The organism is Gottfriedia acidiceleris (assembly GCF_050457485.1).
In the GTDB taxonomy this organism is placed as follows: domain Bacteria; phylum Bacillota; class Bacilli; order Bacillales; family Bacillaceae_G; genus Gottfriedia; species Gottfriedia acidiceleris_D.
Genome location: NZ_JBCMJM010000003.1, coordinates 54,772 through 75,028, shown reverse-complemented (window position 1 = coordinate 75,028; position 20,257 = coordinate 54,772). Strand labels below are relative to the sequence as shown.

At 33.1% G+C, this 20,257-nt stretch carries 13 protein-coding genes; 8 read left to right on the top strand and 5 right to left on the bottom strand.

What is annotated here, in order from left to right:
- Nucleotide 1 precedes the first annotated feature (1 nt).
- From ABEY15_RS03100 to ABEY15_RS03080, 5 genes are all read right to left on the bottom strand, one after another.
- Nucleotides 2–1,234 carry an MFS transporter gene (locus ABEY15_RS03100; RefSeq protein ID WP_429888380.1) on the bottom strand — a complete coding sequence of 411 codons (1,233 nt, stop codon included), beginning with the start codon at nt 1,232–1,234 and terminating at the stop codon, nt 2–4.
- Nucleotides 1,235–1,414: 180 nt separating this feature from the next.
- Nucleotides 1,415–2,605 (bottom strand): MalY/PatB family protein, encoded by a 1,191-nt coding sequence (locus tag ABEY15_RS03095; protein WP_429888379.1) that lies wholly within the window; start codon nt 2,603–2,605, stop codon nt 1,415–1,417.
- Between the two features lie 16 nt (nt 2,606–2,621).
- Nucleotides 2,622–4,184, bottom strand: coding sequence for a maltose/glucose-specific PTS transporter subunit IIBC (gene malX, locus ABEY15_RS03090; protein WP_098233835.1), 1,563 nt, complete (start codon nt 4,182–4,184; stop codon nt 2,622–2,624).
- A 191-nt stretch (nt 4,185–4,375) separates the two neighbouring features.
- A complete protein-coding gene (locus ABEY15_RS03085) occupies nt 4,376–5,146 on the bottom strand; it encodes a MurR/RpiR family transcriptional regulator (RefSeq protein ID WP_429888378.1) in 771 nt (256 codons plus the stop codon).
- A gap of 186 nt (nt 5,147–5,332) precedes the next feature.
- Nucleotides 5,333–5,755, bottom strand: a complete 423-nt coding sequence (locus ABEY15_RS03080; protein ID WP_097978269.1) for a VOC family protein — start codon at nt 5,753–5,755, stop codon at nt 5,333–5,335.
- Between the two features lie 835 nt (nt 5,756–6,590).
- Between ABEY15_RS03080 and ABEY15_RS03075 the strand changes: the two genes are divergently transcribed.
- The 8 genes from ABEY15_RS03075 to ABEY15_RS03040 all read left to right on the top strand — a co-directional run bounded on the left by ABEY15_RS03075 (nt 6,591) and on the right by ABEY15_RS03040 (nt 19,933).
- Nucleotides 6,591–10,103, top strand: a complete 3,513-nt coding sequence (locus ABEY15_RS03075) for a S8 family serine peptidase (RefSeq protein ID WP_429888376.1) — start codon at nt 6,591–6,593, stop codon at nt 10,101–10,103.
- A gap of 177 nt (nt 10,104–10,280) precedes the next feature.
- Nucleotides 10,281–11,135, top strand: coding sequence for a MurR/RpiR family transcriptional regulator (locus ABEY15_RS03070; protein ID WP_331224481.1), 855 nt, complete (start codon nt 10,281–10,283; stop codon nt 11,133–11,135).
- Nucleotides 11,136–11,546: 411 nt separating this feature from the next.
- Nucleotides 11,547–13,922, top strand: a complete 2,376-nt coding sequence (locus tag ABEY15_RS03065; RefSeq protein ID WP_429888374.1) for an immune inhibitor A domain-containing protein — start codon at nt 11,547–11,549, stop codon at nt 13,920–13,922.
- 209 nt (nt 13,923–14,131) lie between these two features.
- Nucleotides 14,132–15,196 carry a DUF871 domain-containing protein gene (locus ABEY15_RS03060; RefSeq protein ID WP_429888373.1) on the top strand — a complete coding sequence of 355 codons (1,065 nt, stop codon included), beginning with the start codon at nt 14,132–14,134 and terminating at the stop codon, nt 15,194–15,196.
- Nucleotides 15,197–15,290: 94 nt separating this feature from the next.
- Nucleotides 15,291–15,899, top strand: coding sequence for a methyltransferase domain-containing protein (locus ABEY15_RS03055; RefSeq protein ID WP_429888372.1), 609 nt, complete (start codon nt 15,291–15,293; stop codon nt 15,897–15,899).
- Nucleotides 15,900–15,990: 91 nt separating this feature from the next.
- Complete coding sequence (locus tag ABEY15_RS03050; RefSeq protein ID WP_429888371.1) at nt 15,991–17,082, top strand: threonine aldolase family protein; 1,092 nt, start codon at nt 15,991–15,993, stop codon at nt 17,080–17,082.
- A 56-nt stretch (nt 17,083–17,138) separates the two neighbouring features.
- Nucleotides 17,139–17,537, top strand: a complete 399-nt coding sequence (locus ABEY15_RS03045; protein WP_429888369.1) for a VOC family protein — start codon at nt 17,139–17,141, stop codon at nt 17,535–17,537.
- 173 nt (nt 17,538–17,710) lie between these two features.
- Nucleotides 17,711–19,933 carry a glycoside hydrolase family 65 protein gene (locus tag ABEY15_RS03040; RefSeq protein ID WP_429888367.1) on the top strand — a complete coding sequence of 741 codons (2,223 nt, stop codon included), beginning with the start codon at nt 17,711–17,713 and terminating at the stop codon, nt 19,931–19,933.
- The last annotated feature ends 324 nt before the right edge of the window (nt 19,934–20,257 follow it).

The window sequence follows — 20,257 nt, the reverse complement described above, 5'->3', positions numbered from 1 at the left end:
TTTACTTTTGTTCGTTATCATTTTTTTTGTTTTCAACTATCAAACAAGCTCTTTCTTTAAATAAAGTCATAAGGAAAAATCCAATAAGCATTAAAAATAGCATGAAAAAAACTGAATGATTCCACGTTGTATGCTCGCCTTTAATTAGCTGCATCGCTCCAATTACAATTACAGCTCCTAAATTCCCTGCCATTAAAAGTAGTCCTGTAGCTTCACCGGAAACTTTTTCACCAACTAGCTCTTCTGTAGCAGATAATAGTAAAGCAAAGGCCGGTAAAAATATGAATCCAAGTGCACTGCCTATCACAATTAGAAAAGTAAATTTCCCTGAAGTACAAACAGGATAGATTAATAATAGGGAGCCGATTATAGTAACTAATAAGAAGGGCTTTCTTTTACCAACTTTATCTGAAAACAGCGGGATAACGATCGAACCAATAATACCACCGACTATTAAAGTGCCTCCAATGATTCCGGCTTGTTCTGATGAAATTCCGTACGGCTTTAAGATTTGTTCAAGCCAGGATGTTAGTCCATTAAAGACTCCTAAGCCTAGAAAGGAAACAATGTTTAATAGTAAAAGATTCTTGTTTTTCAATAATTTAAATGTAGTACTAGAACTTCCTGAAGTACTGGAATTTCGGTTGAAATCTGAATTATGGTGACCGATGAAGTAAAAGACGAGTGTTGCAAGAATTGTTAAAATTGCCATAATGGCTAATGTGGCTTGGAATCCAAAAAGATCTACAAGAAGCGGTGTCCCTGCTAAGGCTACTGCCATACCGAAGAACATACCGACTGTGCCAATGCCAGTAGCGGTAGCTTGTTTATTTTTCGGAAACCAGTCAACTACTAAACTTGATATTGCATTTAAAATATAAGGTTGGCCAATCGCAATTCCTACTTGACCAATTAGTAAAAATGAGAAGCTTGAATCAAAAATTCTAATAGTAGAAAAAACGGACATGAAAATGCCACCTAGTAAAATACTAAATCGATATCCAGCTCGATCAATTACTTTACCTGAATGAATAGAAAATACGATATAAATTAATGGAAATACAATTAATAACCAATTAATATCTGATTCTGAAACTTCATAATGCGATTTTAAATATGAAATTAGAGGTGCAAAATTTAACCAAAGCATTTGACTAATTCCAGCAAGTACAGCAAACGAAAGTAAGACATACCAGTTCAATAAGAATGGCTTAATAACTTTAGTGGATGTCATTCTAACACTTCCCTAATTTATATTCTAAAAAAAAACGACTTAATAGAATATATGTTAATTCGCTAATTAATTACTACTTGTTCACAAAATTGAATTAGCAATTTTTAACTATTTTCTCAAATGAATGACCCTCTAAAAGTAGTTTACTGATCTCCTACCTTTAGAGGGTCATTAAATTAACTAATTATTACCTTCTAAGTAATCTATTGCTTTTTTTAGACGATTTAATCCTTCAATAATTTTAGATTTGGGACATCCAATATTCATACGGATAAATCCTTTCCCAATCTCACCATATGTCTCCCCGGGCATAATGGCAACTTTTGCGTGATGAACTAGTGCATGTTGTAATTGCTCACTAGAAAAAGATAGCTCGGAAATATCAATCCATGCTAAGTAGGTTGATTCTGGTAATGTAAATTTAAGTTTTGGAAGATAATTGTTAAGATAATTTTCTACTGTTTTTAAATTATCATGAGTATATTCCGATAATTCATCAACCCAGTCCTCACAGGTTTTGTAGGCTTCGATCGTCGCTAGTGTCCCAAAAATGCTTGCGGATGAAAGGCCATCTCGATTTTTTAAAGATAGAAGAAATTCTTTGTTGATCATTTGGTTTGGTAAAATCATATATGATCCACCTAGCCCAGGAGTATTAAATGTTTTACTTGCAGAAGTACAAATACATACATTCTCCAAATTGATGCTTGTGTTTATAATCGGAATATGGAAATTAGGTTTATATACGATATCCATATGAATTTCATCAGAAATAATAAATACATTATGTTTATTACATAAACCTACAATCCTTTCCAATTCATGCTTTGTCCAAACACGTCCTGAAGGGTTATGCGGACTACATAGTAGAAGAATCTTGGCACGCTCGTGAGATAGTTTTTGTTCTAAATCATCAAAATCGATTCGATATTTTCCATTTTCGTAGATTAATTGATTGTCAGAAATGAAACGATTGTTATCTTTAATTACTTTAAAGAAAGCATCATATGCAGGAGTTTGGACAACGACATGATCACCTTCATTCGTTAAGTATTCAATTATTTTTGAAATTGAATAAATGACACTAGGACTATAAACAATCCAATCTTCTTTAATATCACAGGAGAATCTCTTACGAAACCAGTCTATTATTGATTCTTTAAATTCAGCATGATTCCATCGCGTATAGCCAAATATACCATGTTTCATTCGCCTTTCTAACGCATATATTATTTCATCGGGACTTTGAAAATCAGTATCTGAAATCGAGAATGGTAGTAAATCCGGTACTCCAAATCGATCTTCAATATAATCCCACTGTGTACAATAAGTACCGGTCCGATCAACGATCTGATCAAATTTGTATTTCATTTCGTACAACCCCAATTTAAGATGATAATTTTTCTAATTGTGTTTTAAGAATACCAACTTGTGGACCAATAACGACTTGTAAATTGTGTTCGTCTAACTTTACAACACCAAGTGCACCACAATCCTTTAGAACTTTTTCATTAACTATATTCATATTATCTACAACAAGTCTTAATCTTGTAATGCAGTTATCTAGTGATTGAATGTTCTCTTTGCCACCTAAAGCAGTAAGAATTTTTAATGCTTGGGCATTTGTGCCTTTCACCAATGGTTCCTCACTTTGTTGATCATCAATTTTTTCTTCTCTACCAGGAGTTTTTAAATTAAATTTCAAAATTGCATATCTGAAAACTGAATAGTATACGGTAAACCAAATTGCCCCTACTACAGGTACAAGATACCACTTTGTTTTTACTCCTTGTAAAACGCCAAAGATAATAAAGTCTAAAATTCCACCATCTGTGTTACCAATTGTTAGATGTAATAAAGCCATTACCATAAAACCTAGTCCCGTTAAAATAACGTGGATGAAATATAAAGGTGGAGAAACGAACAAGAACAAGAATTCGATTGGCTCAGTGATACCGGTTACAAAAGTTGCAATAACACCAGAGATTAATAGCCCCTTAATTTTATTACGATTTTCTGGACGGGCAGTATGATAAATCGCAAGCGCTACTGCAGGTAAACCAAACATGAATGTAGGCATTTTTCCTTGAGATAAGAAAGCGGTCGCTGATGGACTGATCGGAGCACCAGCTTTTAATTGTGCATAGAAAATATTTAAAGCTCCAGAAACCGTTTGACCATTAACGACTTCAGTACCACCAGCTTCCGTGAAACGAATCATTGCAACTAAAATATGGTGAAGACCGAATGGTAGTAGTAAACGCTCACCAGCACCGAATAAAAATGGTCCGAAAACGCCAGATTTTTGAATTAAACTTCCGATTCCAGTAATCGCAATTGCGAAAATCGGCCAGATCATCGGAATGATGATCCCAACTACTGATAAAGCAAGTGTCGTTATGATTGGAACAAAGCGGGCACCACCAAAAAATGCAAATGCATCTGGGAGTTTAATACTATAAAAGCGGTTATGTAGCAAATAAACAACTATACCAGCGATGATTCCGCCTAATACACCCATTTCAATTGTTTGTATACCCATAACCATACCTTGACCAGCTTGACGCATTTTATCTGCTGCTACTAATTGATTTGTTTCAGTTAAATAAAAATTAATCGATAAGTGCATGATGACGTAGCCAACAAATCCAGAGAAAGCAGCAACACCTTTTTCATATCGTACAAGTCCAAACGGAATTGCCATTGCAAATAAAACTGGTAAGTATGAAAATGCAAATCCACCAATAGTGGACATAAAGCTAAAAATAACTTGGAGTACGGAGTTTCCTAAAAATGGGAATGTCTCGATAGTTGTCGGACTAGTAAATGAGCTTCCGATCCCTAATATAAGCCCCATAAAGGCTAATAATGCTACAGGCACCATAAAGGTCTTACCTAGCCCTTGAAAAAATTCCCAAAGTTGTGATTTAACGGACTTCTTCTTTGCCATGTTTTTAGCTCCTTCGTTTTTTATTATGTTTTAAAAATACTCACGGCAAAATCGTTTAACAACCGTTTGAGGTGTTTATGTAAGCGTGTACATTTTTTGTATATTGCTTACTTTAAGTAGCTTAATAAGTTCATAAATAAAAAGAGTCAGTAGTGGTCTGGTAATAGACGACTTCTGTCTCTTTTGAATACCTAACATATTTTCATTTCGTTTAAATAGGCAATAATAATGAAATCTAGTACCATACTTAATGGAAACCTTGAAGTCATATCAAGCTCACCAAAGTATGTGCTTGTAATATAAGCTTGAAGTGATAGATTAACTTCTTTTTGTAAACGATTTGAGTGGTTGCCAGTTATGGCGATCGTTTTAACATTCCTTTTCTTTAAAATATGGGCAAATTCTAACATATGTAAAGTCTCCCCACTAAATGAAACTAGTATGGCCAAATCATTTTCTGTTAAACTATTTGCAGCACTACGTAGCTCGTCCCAATCAGTTCGCGCATTACATAACTTTCCTGCAAACATGAGTTTTCTAGAAGCGTCGACACAAGTGGGAAGTGAGTTACCAACTCCGAATATTTCAACATGTGTACTTTGCTTTAGATAATTAGCAGCTAGCTTAATCTTTTCTTCATCAATATATTCCAATGTTTTTTCCATTTCTTCTTTCATTCTCTCCATATGCGTATTAAGTAGATAGGAGGTAGAGGAAACTGGACTTTGAACTTTATTTGTTTCCATTGAAAGGGTATATTTTAAATCTTGAAACCCACGAAAGCCTAATTGCTGGCATGTTCTACTAATTGTTGCTGTAGATACATAAAGCTCTTTTGATAATTCATCAAGATTCAGCTTCGTAATATAATCCGTATTTTGTAAAATATAATCCAATACTTGTTTTTCAAGCTGGCTAAGTTTTTCTCTATTTTGTGATAATCGTTTTAATAGTATTTGCATAAAATTTCACCTACTTTTAGAGAACTAGAAATATACTTTATTATATAGTAAATATTCTGAATGAAAAGAAATATAGATTGAGGAGCAAGATGAGAGAGATCTCAATTGAGGAAGTGTAGTAGAGATATGTGAAAAAAAGGAAATGAATCCTATTAACAGGGTTCATTTCCTTTTTTTATCTATAAATTAAAATTCACCAGTACCGTGATTAAACATCCAATGAATGCCGAATTTATCTGTTAGGCTACCATAAGCTTTACTCCAAAATGTTTCTTGAAGTTCCATTTCTACTTTACCGCCATCACTTAATTTAGTAAAGACAGATCTAAGTTCTTCTAAGTCCTCACTTAAAAAAGATAAATGAATATTATTACCTTGGTTAAATGGGAAACCAGGGAAAGTATCAGAGAACATAACGTTGCTACCGCTAATGTTCAGTCTAGTATGCATAACTAAATTTTTCGCTTCTTCAGGAAGTGGGTATTCTGGATTTGGGGGTGCTTCACCGAAAGTCATAATTTTTGGTGTTTCTGTGTTAAATACAGCCGCGTAGAATTCAACTGCTTCACGTGTATTACCATTAAAATTTAAATAAACATCGATTGGCATTTTTTTCACTCCTAATGTTATGTATTAAGACTTTAAAAGCCTACAAATCCATTCTATCCAAAAAAAGGTAATTTAACAAACTAAGATTTAAAAATTGTATGAAAAATTCTGATTTTTTTGAGGTGGAATGAAATAATAGTGGAGTTTTAAAATGGGAAACGGTAATTAAAAACGTGGAAATGCAATTAAAATAGCTAAACCCCAATTAATACAAGGACATAACCAATAAATACATCAAAACAATCAAATTTTATTAGATACCATTAAGATACTTCCTAAATTGAAGTGTTTTTTCTGTAAACTACTTCATTAATAAGCTAAAAACAATTTTTACATAAAAATGCTCCATTTTAGTTCAACTCACCAACACTACCAAAGTTCAGGTGAAAAATAAGTAGAAACTTGTCGTAAATATAGTGAAGACAGATTACTCTGACTACTATTAATAGCATATTTTTACCTATTCATAAAATAATAGACCCAGATGAAAATGGAAAAATGCTTTTTTTATCTAATAAAAACTAATATAACTCCAATTTGTCATAACCTAATTAATACAATTTTCCCAAGTTAATAAAATTTTTTCGAACATCCTCGACTGAATATGTCAAAATCCACTTTTTTTCTACTTGAATTCTTTAAGTTCTCTCCAAATTGAATATGCCAAAAGTCCGCTTGAATAACCCAATATGATTATAGAGACAACGTAATTAAAATTAAACTAGTACCAAGTTTCTTAGTAAAGCATTAGCAATTCATAGGATCTGTTTGGATTGAATCTATTTTTATTTTAATAGATTAAGAACATTAAAGTTTACTGTAGAGGAGATTAGAAATGAAGAAGAGAAAAAGCTTTCCTTACAAAGTTCTTGCAACGACAACTTTAGCTTCAATGTTATTTACTTCAACTGGATTTGCTGAAGGAACAGATGAAAATCAAGTTCCAGCTCCAAGTTTAGATGAAATCGCAAAGCAAGGTCAAAAGATTTTTACTGAAGAACAAAAACAAACTGGGGAAGAAGCTGTAGATCCATTTGGCTATAATAATTTAAATGATGCTCATGCTTATAAACCAAATGAAAAGGTACGTGTAATCGTTGAGGTAGAGCAACCAACAACTTCTGAGGATTCTACTCAAACTAAAAAAGCACGCTATAAAGAAAAGCAAGATCAAGTCATCTCAAAGATCACAAAGGAAAGATCCGTACCTAAAATAAATCAACGCTTTTATGAAGGATTTAATGGTTTTAGTATGGAGACAGAATATCGTAACTTAAAAGAAATTCAAGAAACATCGGGCGTAACAAATGTACATATTGCAAGAAAGTTCCAGACTTCAATGGGAGCAAGTAAAGAATTAGTACAAGCTCAAAAAGTATGGCAAAGTTACGGATATCAAGGTGAAGGATTGTTAGTAGCGGTTGTCGATACAGGTATTGATTATACGCATAAAGACATGACAATCACTGAAAAAGGAAAAGCAAAAGAAAAATGGAATCAAGAAAACATTAAAAGTAAACTTGCTGAGACAAGTGTAGGAGAAGTTTGGTATAGTGACAAAGTTCCAACTGGATATGACTGGGCAGATCATGATACAGATGTTATTCCGCGTGTTGCTGGAAATGAGCATGGTATGCACGTATCAGGTACAATAGGTGCAAACGGTGATGAATCAAATGATGGTGTAGAAGGTATTGCTCCAGGCGTTCAGTTATTAGCAGAAAAAGTATTCTCTGATAAAGGAAACGGTGGTGCGTATGAAGATGATATCATAGCAGGTATCGAGCACGCTGTAACGATGGGCGCAGATGTCATTAATATGAGTTTAGGTTCTGATTCAGGATTTGTTAGTGAGATAGATGATCCAATTCAAAAAGCGATTCGTGAAGCAACTGAGCAAGGTACCCTTGTAGTTGTAGCGGGAGGAAATTCTGCTTATAGTACACAAAATAATTTGTTACAATCTTCTGCAAAGCCATATGCTGAAAATCCAGATATTGGTACAGTTGGGGAACCAGGTGTAAGTCCTTTCGCGTTATCTGTTGCTTCATATGAAAATACAAGTATACATATGAGTACGCTACAAGAGGAAAATGGATTACAACTTCCATACAAAGATCAAACGCAATATAATTTTAACCTTTCGAAAGTATTATCACCATTAGATTCTTATGAAATGGTATATGTTGGAGAAGGTAAAACAGCAGATTTTAAAAATCTTCCAGATTTAACAGGCAAGATTGTTGTAGCGAAACCAAATGTAAAGTATGGTACATATTCGTATATTCAATCTGAAGCGAAAAAGAAGAACGCAAAAGCAGTTATTATGGTCCCTGCTAATGAAGATATAGATTACCCAAGAGTTTATTGGAGTCCTATATCAACATTTCCACAAGCAGCTACGACAAGTAAAGCAATCGGTGATGCATTAATTTCGAAATTAAAGAGCGGTTATATTGTAAAAATGAAACCGTCTAAAGGTGTATATGTAGACAATCCAAATAAGAATACAATGTCATATTTTTCATCATACGGGGCTCCGCATACATTAGACTTTAAGCCTGAAATATCTGCGCCAGGAGGTAATATTTACTCAACAATACCTGGTAATAGCTATGAGGTAATGAGTGGTACATCGATGGCTACTCCACATGTGGCAGGTGGCTCAGCTTTAGTACTACAATCACTTTACGAAAAAGGCTTAAAGCACTCAGAAGAAACAGTGTTAAAAGCAAAAATTGCTTTAATGAATACTTCTAAACTAATTCAGGATCCAAGTACAAATAATGAAGTACCATATTCACCTCGTGTACAAGGTTCTGGTCTAATGCAAATTGAAAATGCAATTAAAACGCCTGTACTTGTGACAAGAGAGAAAACACCACTTGAGCAAGCTGGAGCAGTTGCACTAAAAGAAGTTAATAATAATATTCACTTCAAATTAAATGCAGAAGCTCTTCAAAATCTGTCTGTAAAAGATTTAGAGTATCAAGTGTATGTAGATGTATATACAGATGGTAGAGAAACAAAAGAAATTGACCTAGACAATGATGGGAAATTAGATTCAAAAGAATATTTAACATTAAAAAGTGAACGTGTACAAGGTGCTAAGGCAACTGTAAATGGTGAAACAGTAACAAGTACAGAAGGAAAGACAATAAAAATTAAACCAGGACAAGAAAAGAATTTAGATGTTCAGATTCAACTTCCATCAAGCTTAAAAGATGGTTCATTTGTCGAGGGATACGTACGTCTAGTTCCTTCTGGAAATAATAGCGATTCAGCAGTACCGCTATCAGTACCTTACATGGGGTATTACGGCAAATGGGATCAACCAAAAAACATTGATCCAGCAGCATATGAGAAAGATGCATTCTTAGGCTATACAACACTTTGGAATGATGAAATAGGAGCAGAAGGGGTATTCCCATTAGGGTATGATCCAAGAACAGGAAGTTTTAATATGGATCGAATTGTAATGTCTCCAAATACTCCATTGAAAGAAGTATACCCATCATTTACAGTGCTACGAAACTTAGCTAAAACTGAAATGTATGTTGAAAATGATAAGGGTGAACTACTTCAATACTTAGGTGATTTTAGTGAATATACTGGTAAGCCATGGAAATTCCGTAAAAACATTATGTCTTACAGAGACTATTTGAATACTGGATATGGTTGGGATTTAAAAGATCAAAATGGGCAAGTAGTGAAGGATGGCGTTTATAATTATGTAATCAAAACAACGCTTGATTACAATGATGCGAAGCCACAGATCGTAAAACTTCCATTGCATATTGACTCAATTGCACCAGTTGTCACAGATATAAAAGTAACGCCTAAAGACGGTCAATATGAAATTTCGTTCAAAGCGGATGATGTTGGAAGTGGTTATAATGGTGCGATTGTTTGGTACAATGGAAAATATAAGTCATTACCTCAAGGTGCAACATCTACTCTAGTAAAAGAAGAGCCAAAAAGCGTTGTAGTATTAGGAGCAGACTATGCACTAAACCAAAGCTATACAGTTTGGGGAGATCCTTCTTATATTAACGATGGAATGCTTGTTAGCTACTTCAGTGTGTATCCGAATAAAAATGTAAATACAAAAACTCCTGCAGGAATCAATGCATTTGCAAATAACAATGTAAATTGGAAAGTTTATGTTAAAGATGCAAATGGTAATGTAATTGACTCAATGGATGTACAAGATAAAAATGAAATTCACTTAAAATGGACTCCAGAAGCAGATGTTCCAAATGGTACATATACAATATCTGCGGATGTATCTAGTAAAGATGGTTTTAAAGTATCAGTAAAACCACAAACAGTTACAGTACAACAATAATGACAAAAAAGTGTAGGAAGAATTTTTCCTACACTTTTTTATTTTTAATAAGTTTTTAAATGTAAAAAGTACTAAAAAACAACATTAATTTGGTTATTAATATGATTTTCTAAACATTTGGTTCATAATAGAGAATAATAGTACTTTGTTTGTTTTTTACAGAAAGGTGTTTAGTAAATGAAACATTTAACAATCTTATCAAAAATTGAAAATTATATGGATCGATTTACGCAGGCCGAAAAGAAAATCGCTGTTTATATAATGGATCATGCTGAAATTGTACCAAACTTAACGACTAAAGATATTTCTAATAATACTGGAGCTAGTGAAGCAAGTGTTGTTAGATTTTGTAAAACAATAGGAATCGGTAGTTTTAAAGCCTTTAAAATAGCATTAGTTCGAGATTTGACTGTAGCTGAAATGAATATTAATGATTTTTCTGTAATGGATAAGAAAGACACACCGTATGATTTATTTAATAAAGTAACTTATGTAAATAAAGCGGCTATTGAAGCGACGGTATCAACTTTAGATAAAAGAGAATTAGATAAAGCAACTGAAGAAATTGTAAAAGCTAAGAAAATTATATTTTATGGAGTAGGCGGTTCAGCTGTATCAGCTATGGACGGAGCATATAAATTTGGGAAAATTGGCTACCATGCGATTATGTCTCCTGACTTCCATATGGTGATCACTTTAGTAGGTCATATGGAGGAAGGCGATATTTTTGTTGCCGTTTCTAATTCAGGGAAAACAAAGGATGTATTAGAGCTTGCTCGCTTTGCTAAGAAAAAGGGAGCAACGATCATTGCGATTACTAAGCTTGGCAAGTCTCCGTTATTTAAGGAAGCTGATATCAAGCTTTGCACACCTGATATGGAACAAGATAATCGAATAGGAAGTATTGCCTCTAAAATGGCCCAGCAAAATATAATCGATTCATTATATGTCATATGCTTTAACCGAATTGGTAACAAAGTATCTAGTAAACTTCATGAGTATAGTGAAGAAGCAGGCAAGTTAAGAAGGTAGTCCAATTTTAATAACGATTCAAGGAAGATAAGCAAAGGTGAATTTTTGACTTATCTTCTTTTTATATTGGAAAAGGAAAAAAATGTCAAGATTTGAAGAAGGTAATTTTTGTATATAGTTACAATTACATGTATTACTTTTTTATTTTTAGTTTTAATGTGATTTTAATAATTCTAAAGTGCTAATTTTAAAAATTAGATTAAAAGAATAATATAAGACTAAAGAACGCAATGTCGAAAAAGCAAGTTATAAAAACTGACGAAATTCGACGAGCTTTTATGTAGTAAAGTATTTTTTTTGTAAAATTATTGTGAATTTTGTAAGTATTTGATGAATAAAACCCTCTATAATCCTTAGAATTTTTAGAATATTATTAAAATGTACTTTGAAAATTATTAAGGGGGGCTTATTTTGAACAAGTTTGTCGTAACTAGTTTTGCATCAGTAATGGTTGCCGGAACTTTATTTTCTGGACTTCCATTAAAAACAGCATCATCTGAAAGCTTAAGTAAAGTACATAGTGCATTGGCTAAGCATTCAAAAAGTACTTTAGATTTATCGTTAGTTAATGACGAAGAGTTATTAGCTGCATTAGTTAAACGTGGGGTGATTTCTGCAAATGCTTCTCAAGCTCAGAAACAAGCCGCATTACAGAATTATTTAGCGGTTAAAGGTCAAGCGGATCTAGTAACAGAAAAAGATCCAATTGCTAGCAAAGTAAAAAAAGCAGAAGCTGCTAAACATGGTGAATTTAAAGACTTTAATAATGGCCTATTACACGGAAACGGTAAGAAAAATGGTCAATTAAAAGGTACTCCTGATCCAGTTTCGGAATCAGCTTCTCCAGGTGTTCAAAAGAAGGGTAAACTTTTAACATTAATGGTAGAGTATTCTGATTTTCCTCATAATAATCTAAAGAAGGAAGATACAAACAATTACTATACTGATTACAATACACAACACTATGAAGATTTGATTTTTGGTAAAAATGGAGTGAAAGGTCCAAACGGTGAAACATTCCTTTCACAAAAACAATATTATGAACAACAATCTGGTGGAACTTATACGATTGATGGTAAAGCTTACGGTTGGTTAAAAGTACCTGGTACTGCAGCATATTACGGAAAGGATTCTGCAACTGGACATGATAATGTAACACCAGGTGGATCAAAACAATTAGTAGTCGATACTTATAATGCTGCAATAGCTGCTGGAATTCCTTTACAAGATTATGATTTAGAAGATCCACATGATTTAGATGGCGATGGAAACTACTGGGAGCCAGATGGTTTAGTAGATCACCTACAAATTATTCACTCAGGTATGGGACAAGATGCTGGTGGTGGAACACTTGGAGACAATGCAATTTGGTCACATCGTTCTGCTAAATTCGTAGATCCAGATGGACTTGGAAAAGGTAAACCAGGATTCTATGACTACACAATGATGGCTGAAGACGGTGCAACAGGTGTATTCGCACACGAATACGGTCATGATTTAGGTTTACCAGATGAGTACGATACAATCTACTCAGGTGCTGGTGAAGCTGTTGAATATTGGTCAATCATGTCAGCTGGTTCTTGGGCAGGAAAAATCCCTGGAACAGAGCCAACAGGTTTCTCTCCTTGGGCAAAATCATATTTCCAATCAACTTTAGGTGGAAAATGGACTAACCCAACTGTTGTAAATTGGGAAGATGTATCTACAAAAGGTACTCAATTCTTATTAGATCAAGCAAATTCACCACTTGGTCAAAACAACCAAGCAATTCAAGTGAATTTACCGAAAAAAGTAACACCTATTAATAAACCAGCTGCTGGCACTTATGAGTATTGGGGTGGACAAGCAGATGAAATGGATAATAGTTTAGTAACAAATGTAGATTTAACAGGAAAAGCTTCAGCAACATTAACTTTTGATGCTTGGTACGATATGGAAGCACAATGGGATTTCGCATTTGTTCAAGTTTCAACTGATAATGGAGCAACTTGGAAATCATTAGGAAACGGCCACACTAGAAGTGATGTTGTAGCTGAAGGATATCCAACAATCTTAAATTCGATGCCTGGTTTCACTGGAAAATCAAATGGATGGGAAGCACAAAGCTTTGATTTATCAGCATATAAAGGCCAAAAAATTCAGCTTCGTTTACGTTCTGCAACTGACTGGGGTACTTCGAACGTTGGATTCTTTGCTGACAATATTAAAGTAGTAGCAGATGGAGCTACAATTGTTGATGATGGTGCTGAAAATGCAACTTCTCCATTTACTTTAAAAGGATTTACTAAGTTTGATGGTAACAAATATTCAGATCATTACTACTTATTAGAATGGCGTAACCAAAAAGGTGCTGACGAAGGTTTAGCTCATATTAAACGCGGAAACTCTTTAGTAAGCTATGATGGCGGTTTAGTAGTATGGTATGTCGATGATACATTTACAGAAAACTGGACAGGTATTCACCCAGGAGACGGTTTCTTAGGTGTTGTAGATGCACACGATGATACGAATTTATTATGGAGCTATGGTGATCAAGCAGTTTCACGATACGCTGTTGCGGATGCAGCATTCGGATTAAATCCAACATCAGGGTATAATGTTGTTGCACCTACAGGATCGTTAGTATCTCCAAGTCTAGAAGGTATCTCATTATTTAATGATAGCAAAGACTACAATAATGCATTCTTACCAGATGCTGGTCGTAACATCGGACACTTTGGATTAAAAGTTCGAGTTAATGGTCAATCTACTGACAAATCAGTTGGATCAATCGTAGTTTATAAATAATAATGAACTTAAGAAAGGCAACTTAATGTTGTCTTTCTTTTTTTGTTTTTAAGTGATTAATAGGAAAACACTAGACAAACTAAGAATATATTACTTTAATATGAAATAAAATTTCGTATATATAATGTATTATATTGACTTTTTATTTCGGAAGTTTAAAATGATAACCAAATAGTATAAATCTAATAGTAGGAAGAAGGAAAGAGACTATGCTAGGTATATCAATCTATTTATCTGAAAAAAATATTGAGAACAATAAAAAATATATCGAAATAGCAAAACAAAATGGATTTCATTCAATCTTTACATCACTACACATACCAGAAGATGACCCTTCAACTTATAAAAAACTTCTTCAACTACTAGGTACATGGGCAATAGAAAATGATATGGAGCTTATGGCAGATATTTCAGCAAAAACACTTACACATTTAGGGTTAGATTACTCAAACGTCAGCGAATTACAAAATTGGGGAGTTACTGGATTACGAGTAGATTACGGATTAAATGAAAAACAAATAGCAGATCTTTCTAAAAAAATGAAGATTGCACTTAATGCTAGTACACTTACGCCTGCATTTTTAGACGAATTACTTAAATATGGATTACAAACTAAAAATGTAGAGGCTTGGCATAATTTTTATCCCCGCCCAGAAACCGGATTAGCAACAACTTATTTAATCGAAAAAAACAAATGGTTAAAAAACTTTGGTATTTCAACAATGGCATTTATTCCAGGAAATGATGAAATGAGAGGACCACTTTTTAAAGGACTACCAACATTAGAAAAGCATCGTGGAATTAACCCACTGCTAGCTTACTTAGACCTAACTCAAAACTGTTACATTGATAAAGTTTTAGTTGGTGATATTAGTATAAAAATAGAAACGATGGAAGCACTTTCGAGAACAAAGGATTTTATTGAATTAAGATATAGACCGTATACACAAGAAGAAGAAACCCTTTCCATAGTGGAGCAAGTCCACACGAATCGCGAAGACCCTGCACGCGATTGTATTCGATCAATGGAATCTAGATTATACGGTAGCTTTGGCGAGAATAGTCTAAAACCAGCAAATATGATCATAAGAAACAGGGGTTCTATTACAATCGATAATGAATTATATGGCAGATATGGAGGAGAACTACAAATTATGCTTACTAATCTACCAAGCGATGAGAAAGTAAATGTAATAGGAATGATTATTGAAGACGATCTATCGCTATTACAATATATTGGAGCGGGTAAGAAGTTTAAGTTAAAGCGTGTTTAAATAACACGCTTCTTTTTGTAAGGTTAGACTGAACTATTTAGAAACGGTATGATAAAGATATTTACAAAATATTAGTTCGAATGGTCGTGGAAAAATGGACGATAAGTATTATGATAACCTACTGAATATAAAAACAGAGGGAGAGCAAAAAGGATTTAATGAATCTTTTCATTATCATCGATATGAGCCAACACCTTATAGCGCTTTACAACAACTATTTAAACAATACATACTCTCCAGCAATGACCGAATAGTTGATTTCGGATGCGGTAAAGGAAGATTAAATTTCTATATAAATAGCTTATTTAATGCTACTGTTGTTGGAATTGAAATGAGTGAAAAATATTATAATGAAGCGATTGAAAATAAAAAGAATTACATAAAAAAAACAAAGACAAGCGAAGACAAGATCCTGTTTTATTGCTGCTTGGCTGAAGATTATCAAGTTAATCCATTAGATAATTGTTTCTATTTTTTTAATCCATTTTCAATCCAAATTTTTATGAATATCATAAATAATATTTTAATTTCAGTTGAGCAAACAAAAAGAAATGTTGAAATCATTTTGTATTATAGTTCGGATGATTATATTTATTTTTTAGAAAACCAGACTGCCTTTGAATTAAAACAAGAGATCCTATTAGCAGATGCTTATACGAAAAATCAAAATGAAAGATTTTTAGTCTATCGATTAACTTACTAATTTTATAAGATTCAAGGATTTATTGGTCGTTATGGAGAATTTTTTTAAGTGGGATAACAGTAAATTAAATAGTCGGAAGGAAGAGTTCAATTTGAATAACATTAATCCTTTTATAGAATCGTTTAAAAATACAAACCAACAATTAGCAGGTAATGGATTCAGAAATATCCAAGTACTAAAGGATGCTCTAAACGAATTCAATGGTAGTGAAGAAAGCGATCTTTATGGTGCAGGGAATTTTATTGAAGATTTTCAAAACAAAATGGCAGAGTTTTTAGGTAAGGAATCAGCAGTGTTTTTTCCAAGTGGTACGATGGCGCAGCAAATCGCATTAAGAATTTGGTGCGATCAAAAAGGAATTAATAAAGTTGCTTATCATCCTTTATCACATTTAGAAATTCATGAAGAAGATGGTTTGAAAAAATTACATAATATACAGCCTATTTTACTAGCGGATAAAAGTCGTGTTATTAAGTTAGAGGATGTTTTAGCAATGGATGAGGAAATCTCTTGTTTATTACTAGAATTACCACAACGAGAAATTGGGGGACAACTACCATCATATGAAACACTAGAATCGATTTCTTCATACTGCCGTGAAAAGGGAATTAAATTGCATTTAGATGGTGCTAGATTATTGGAAATTCTCCCATACTATAATAAGACAGTTTCTGAATTATGTAGCTTATTTGATAGTGTTTATATGTCATTTTATAAAGGCGTCGGTGGAGTAGCAGGAGCAATTCTTGCTGGTGACCGAGATTTTATCGACGAATCGAAAGTTTGGAAAAGAAGACATGGAGGAGATTTAATTAGTCTTTATCCTTACATAATAAGTGCAAATTATTATTTTGATCAAAGAGCAAATAGGATGGGGCAATACTATGAAGATGCAGTAGAGTTAGCCAAATTTTTTAATAGTTGCCAAGCAATCAATACTGTCCCAACTATCCCTGTTTCTAATATGTTTCATGTCCATTTTAATGCTCCGATCGAAAAGGTTAAAAACATACTACAATCTATTCATGAAGAAACAAAAATTGGTATTACCGGTAACTTAAGACCAGTTAATGAGGAAGTTTGTTATTGCGAAATTAGTATTGGAGATTTATATTCAACAGTTTCTAAAGAGGATCTGCGCAGTATTTTTAACAAATTAAACGAAGAAATGAAATCACTATAAACCAAGATTGTTTAAACAATGAATTTTTAATATAAATGAAAAGGGAGTTGACTTTAATGCAAAAAATTACAACGTTTTTAATGTTTGAAGGACAAGCAGAAGAAGCAATGAATTTTTATATGTCACTTTTTAACGATTCAGAGGTTGTGAATATTAAGCGTTATGGAGCAGATATGGGTGAATTTGAAGGGAAAGTAATACATGCTACTTTCACATTAAACGGCCAACAATTTATGTGCATTGATAGTACCGTTAAACATAAATTTACGTTTACACCAGCTGTTTCATTATATGTGACTTGTGAAACAAATGAAGAAATTGAAAATGCATACAAACAATTAAGTCAAGACGGTGAAGTATTAATGCCTTTACAATCATATCCATTCAGTGAAAAGTTTGTATGGGTGAATGATAAATATGGTGTATCTTGGCAATTAACTCTCGCAAAAAATTAATAATGAACTGTAAGAAAAAATCGTGTTAGAAATAGTGACACGATTTTTTTTATTGTCAGTAATCTTATTTTTAACAAATCAGCCATTATTTTTTATAATATCAAGTTTAAAATAAGAAGATTTATTGCAAACTTTTACTATATGAATTTTTATAAAGGTGAGAATTTAACTATATGAATGAAGTAAATATGATTACTGAAAAAGAATTTGACGAGCAATTAATTAATAAATATGCAAGTTTAATGGCATTAGGTAATGGTTACTTAGGTCTGAGATCTTGTCATGAAGAAGACTATGAAGGACAAACTAGGGGGATGTATATAGCAGGTATCTATAATCAGTTATCTCCAAGTCAAACGACAAAGATTGTGAATCTTCCAGATCTAATTGGAATGGAAATTGAAATAAATGGTGATATTTTTTCGAATGTAACTGGTCAATTTACATTTTATGATCGAAAATTAAATATGCTGACTGGCGAATTAATAAGAGAGGTAATTTGGAAGAATAAAGATGGAAATCGATTCCACTTTTTGTTTCAGCGTTTCGTTTCAAAGGATGATTTACATTTACTTGCTTCAAAAATTACTGTCACAGCTTTAGATTGTAATGCCAAAATTAAAATAAAAACAGGTATTAATGCGGAGTGTGTCAGTCAACAAAAGAATGAACTTACAGAAGAATTAGTAAGAATAATGGATAATAGAATTATGCATGGTGTTTATCAAACTACGGAGACTAAACATAAAATTGCTATCGCAACATGCTGTGTAACTCCTGATGAGAGTGAAGTTTCATATTTTACGTTGAATAATCAGCTTCTAGCCTCAATTACACAAGATCTCGTAGTTGATCGACCTGTTGAGTTTTCAAAAATTAGCTCAGTTTATACATCTAATGATATGTTACGGGAAGAACCTTCTGCAGCTAGTGTTAATACTGTACAGAAATATTTATCAGAGGGTTATGATAATTTGAGAAATAGTACGACTATCAAATGGCAGGATTTTTGGAAGCAAAAAAGAGTAGTCATAACATCAAAGGAACAGGCAGATCAGTTAGCTCTAGATTTTTCTTTGTACCACATAGAAGTAATGACTCCTTGTCATGATGATCGATTGAGTATAGGCGCAAGGGGATTAACTGGTGAGGGCAATAATGGTTTAATATTTTGGGATACAGAGATGTTTATTGCACCGTTTCACTTGTTTACTGAACCAGAGATTGCTAAAAGATTACTAAGATATCGATATCATCATATTAAAGAAGCAAAAGTAAATGCATTCCAATCAGGTTATGAGGGTACTTTATTTCCTTGGGCAAGTGCTTTTTCCGGAAAAGAAGAAACACAAAAAGGTTCAGTGAATAATACAAAACCCGAGATCGTACAAAGCTCAAATTTAGCAAAATCAAGTGAACATATTGTAGCTGACATTGCATTTGCTGTCGTACAATATTATGAAAATACCCTAGATGAAAGCTTTATGGCCAATGATGGACTTGAACTACTCAAAGAAACTGCACGCTTTTGGGTGAGTAGGCCCACTGATACAAATGGCGATTTAATCATTAAAAATGTCATCGGTCCAGACGAATACACAGATCAAGTAGATAATAATGCTTATACGAATTACATGGCTTTTTATAATGTGCAGAATGCGTTAAATTATATGGAAAAATATAATGATCCTGATGCAGAATTAAAGCAAAAGTGTACTGATTTTTTAAAACGATTATATTTACCAAACCAAAATGATGAAAATGTCATCCCGCAAGATGATACATTTTTAAGTAAACCCGAGATTGATTTAACTGAATATAGACAATCCATTGCAAGTCGGGATATTCTATTAGATTATTCCCTACAAGAACTATACGAACTACAAGTGTTAAAACAAGCTGATGTTGTCATGTTGCTCTATCTTTTCCCGGATTTGTTCTCAACGGAAATCGCTAAAAAGAATTTAGAATACTACGAAGAGCGTACTGTTCATGATTCTCCAACAAGTAAAGCAATTCATGCAATTGTTGCTGCAAGATGTGACTACGGGGAAGAGTCTTACCAATTATTTCAAGAAGGATGTTTAATCGATTTAGGACCGAATCCAAAATCATCAGATGATGGAATTCATGCTGCGCCTATGGGAGCAAATTGGCTAGTAGCAATCTTTGGCTTTGCAAATATCTCCATGGACATAAATCGTTTAAAAATTGATCCGAAATTACCTACAAATTGGGATAAAATGAGTTTTCCTTTACTATGGCAAGGAGCAAGACTAGAAATAACAATTGCCAAAAAAACGATAACAGTCACAAAGGAATATGGTCCACCAGTATCATTAGAAATTAATGGTGAAACATTTAATTTAACAGATAAGATAAAGGTTTCTCTTTAAGAATCGAGAAAAAAGAGAAAAAAACAAAACATAATCTTACATTTAAACCCAATCTTTTATTAAGATTGGGTTTTGTCAAGCTGTTGAAAAAGATCCTTGTCAATTAAAGTACCAAATTTTCGTAAAAGGANNNNAAAAAAGTCTGCAATAAATCCTAATCAAATAGCCTTTACTTAGAGTAACCTAGCAGTTGTTTAATAATCAGTTTGTAGGTCAATTAATTTCTAACATTAATTAAACTAAGCAATTGAATATATTTTTCTAAAAATTAGCCCATAAAATTTTTAACTTCTAAAAAAACATTACTAGTGTTATTAGAATCAT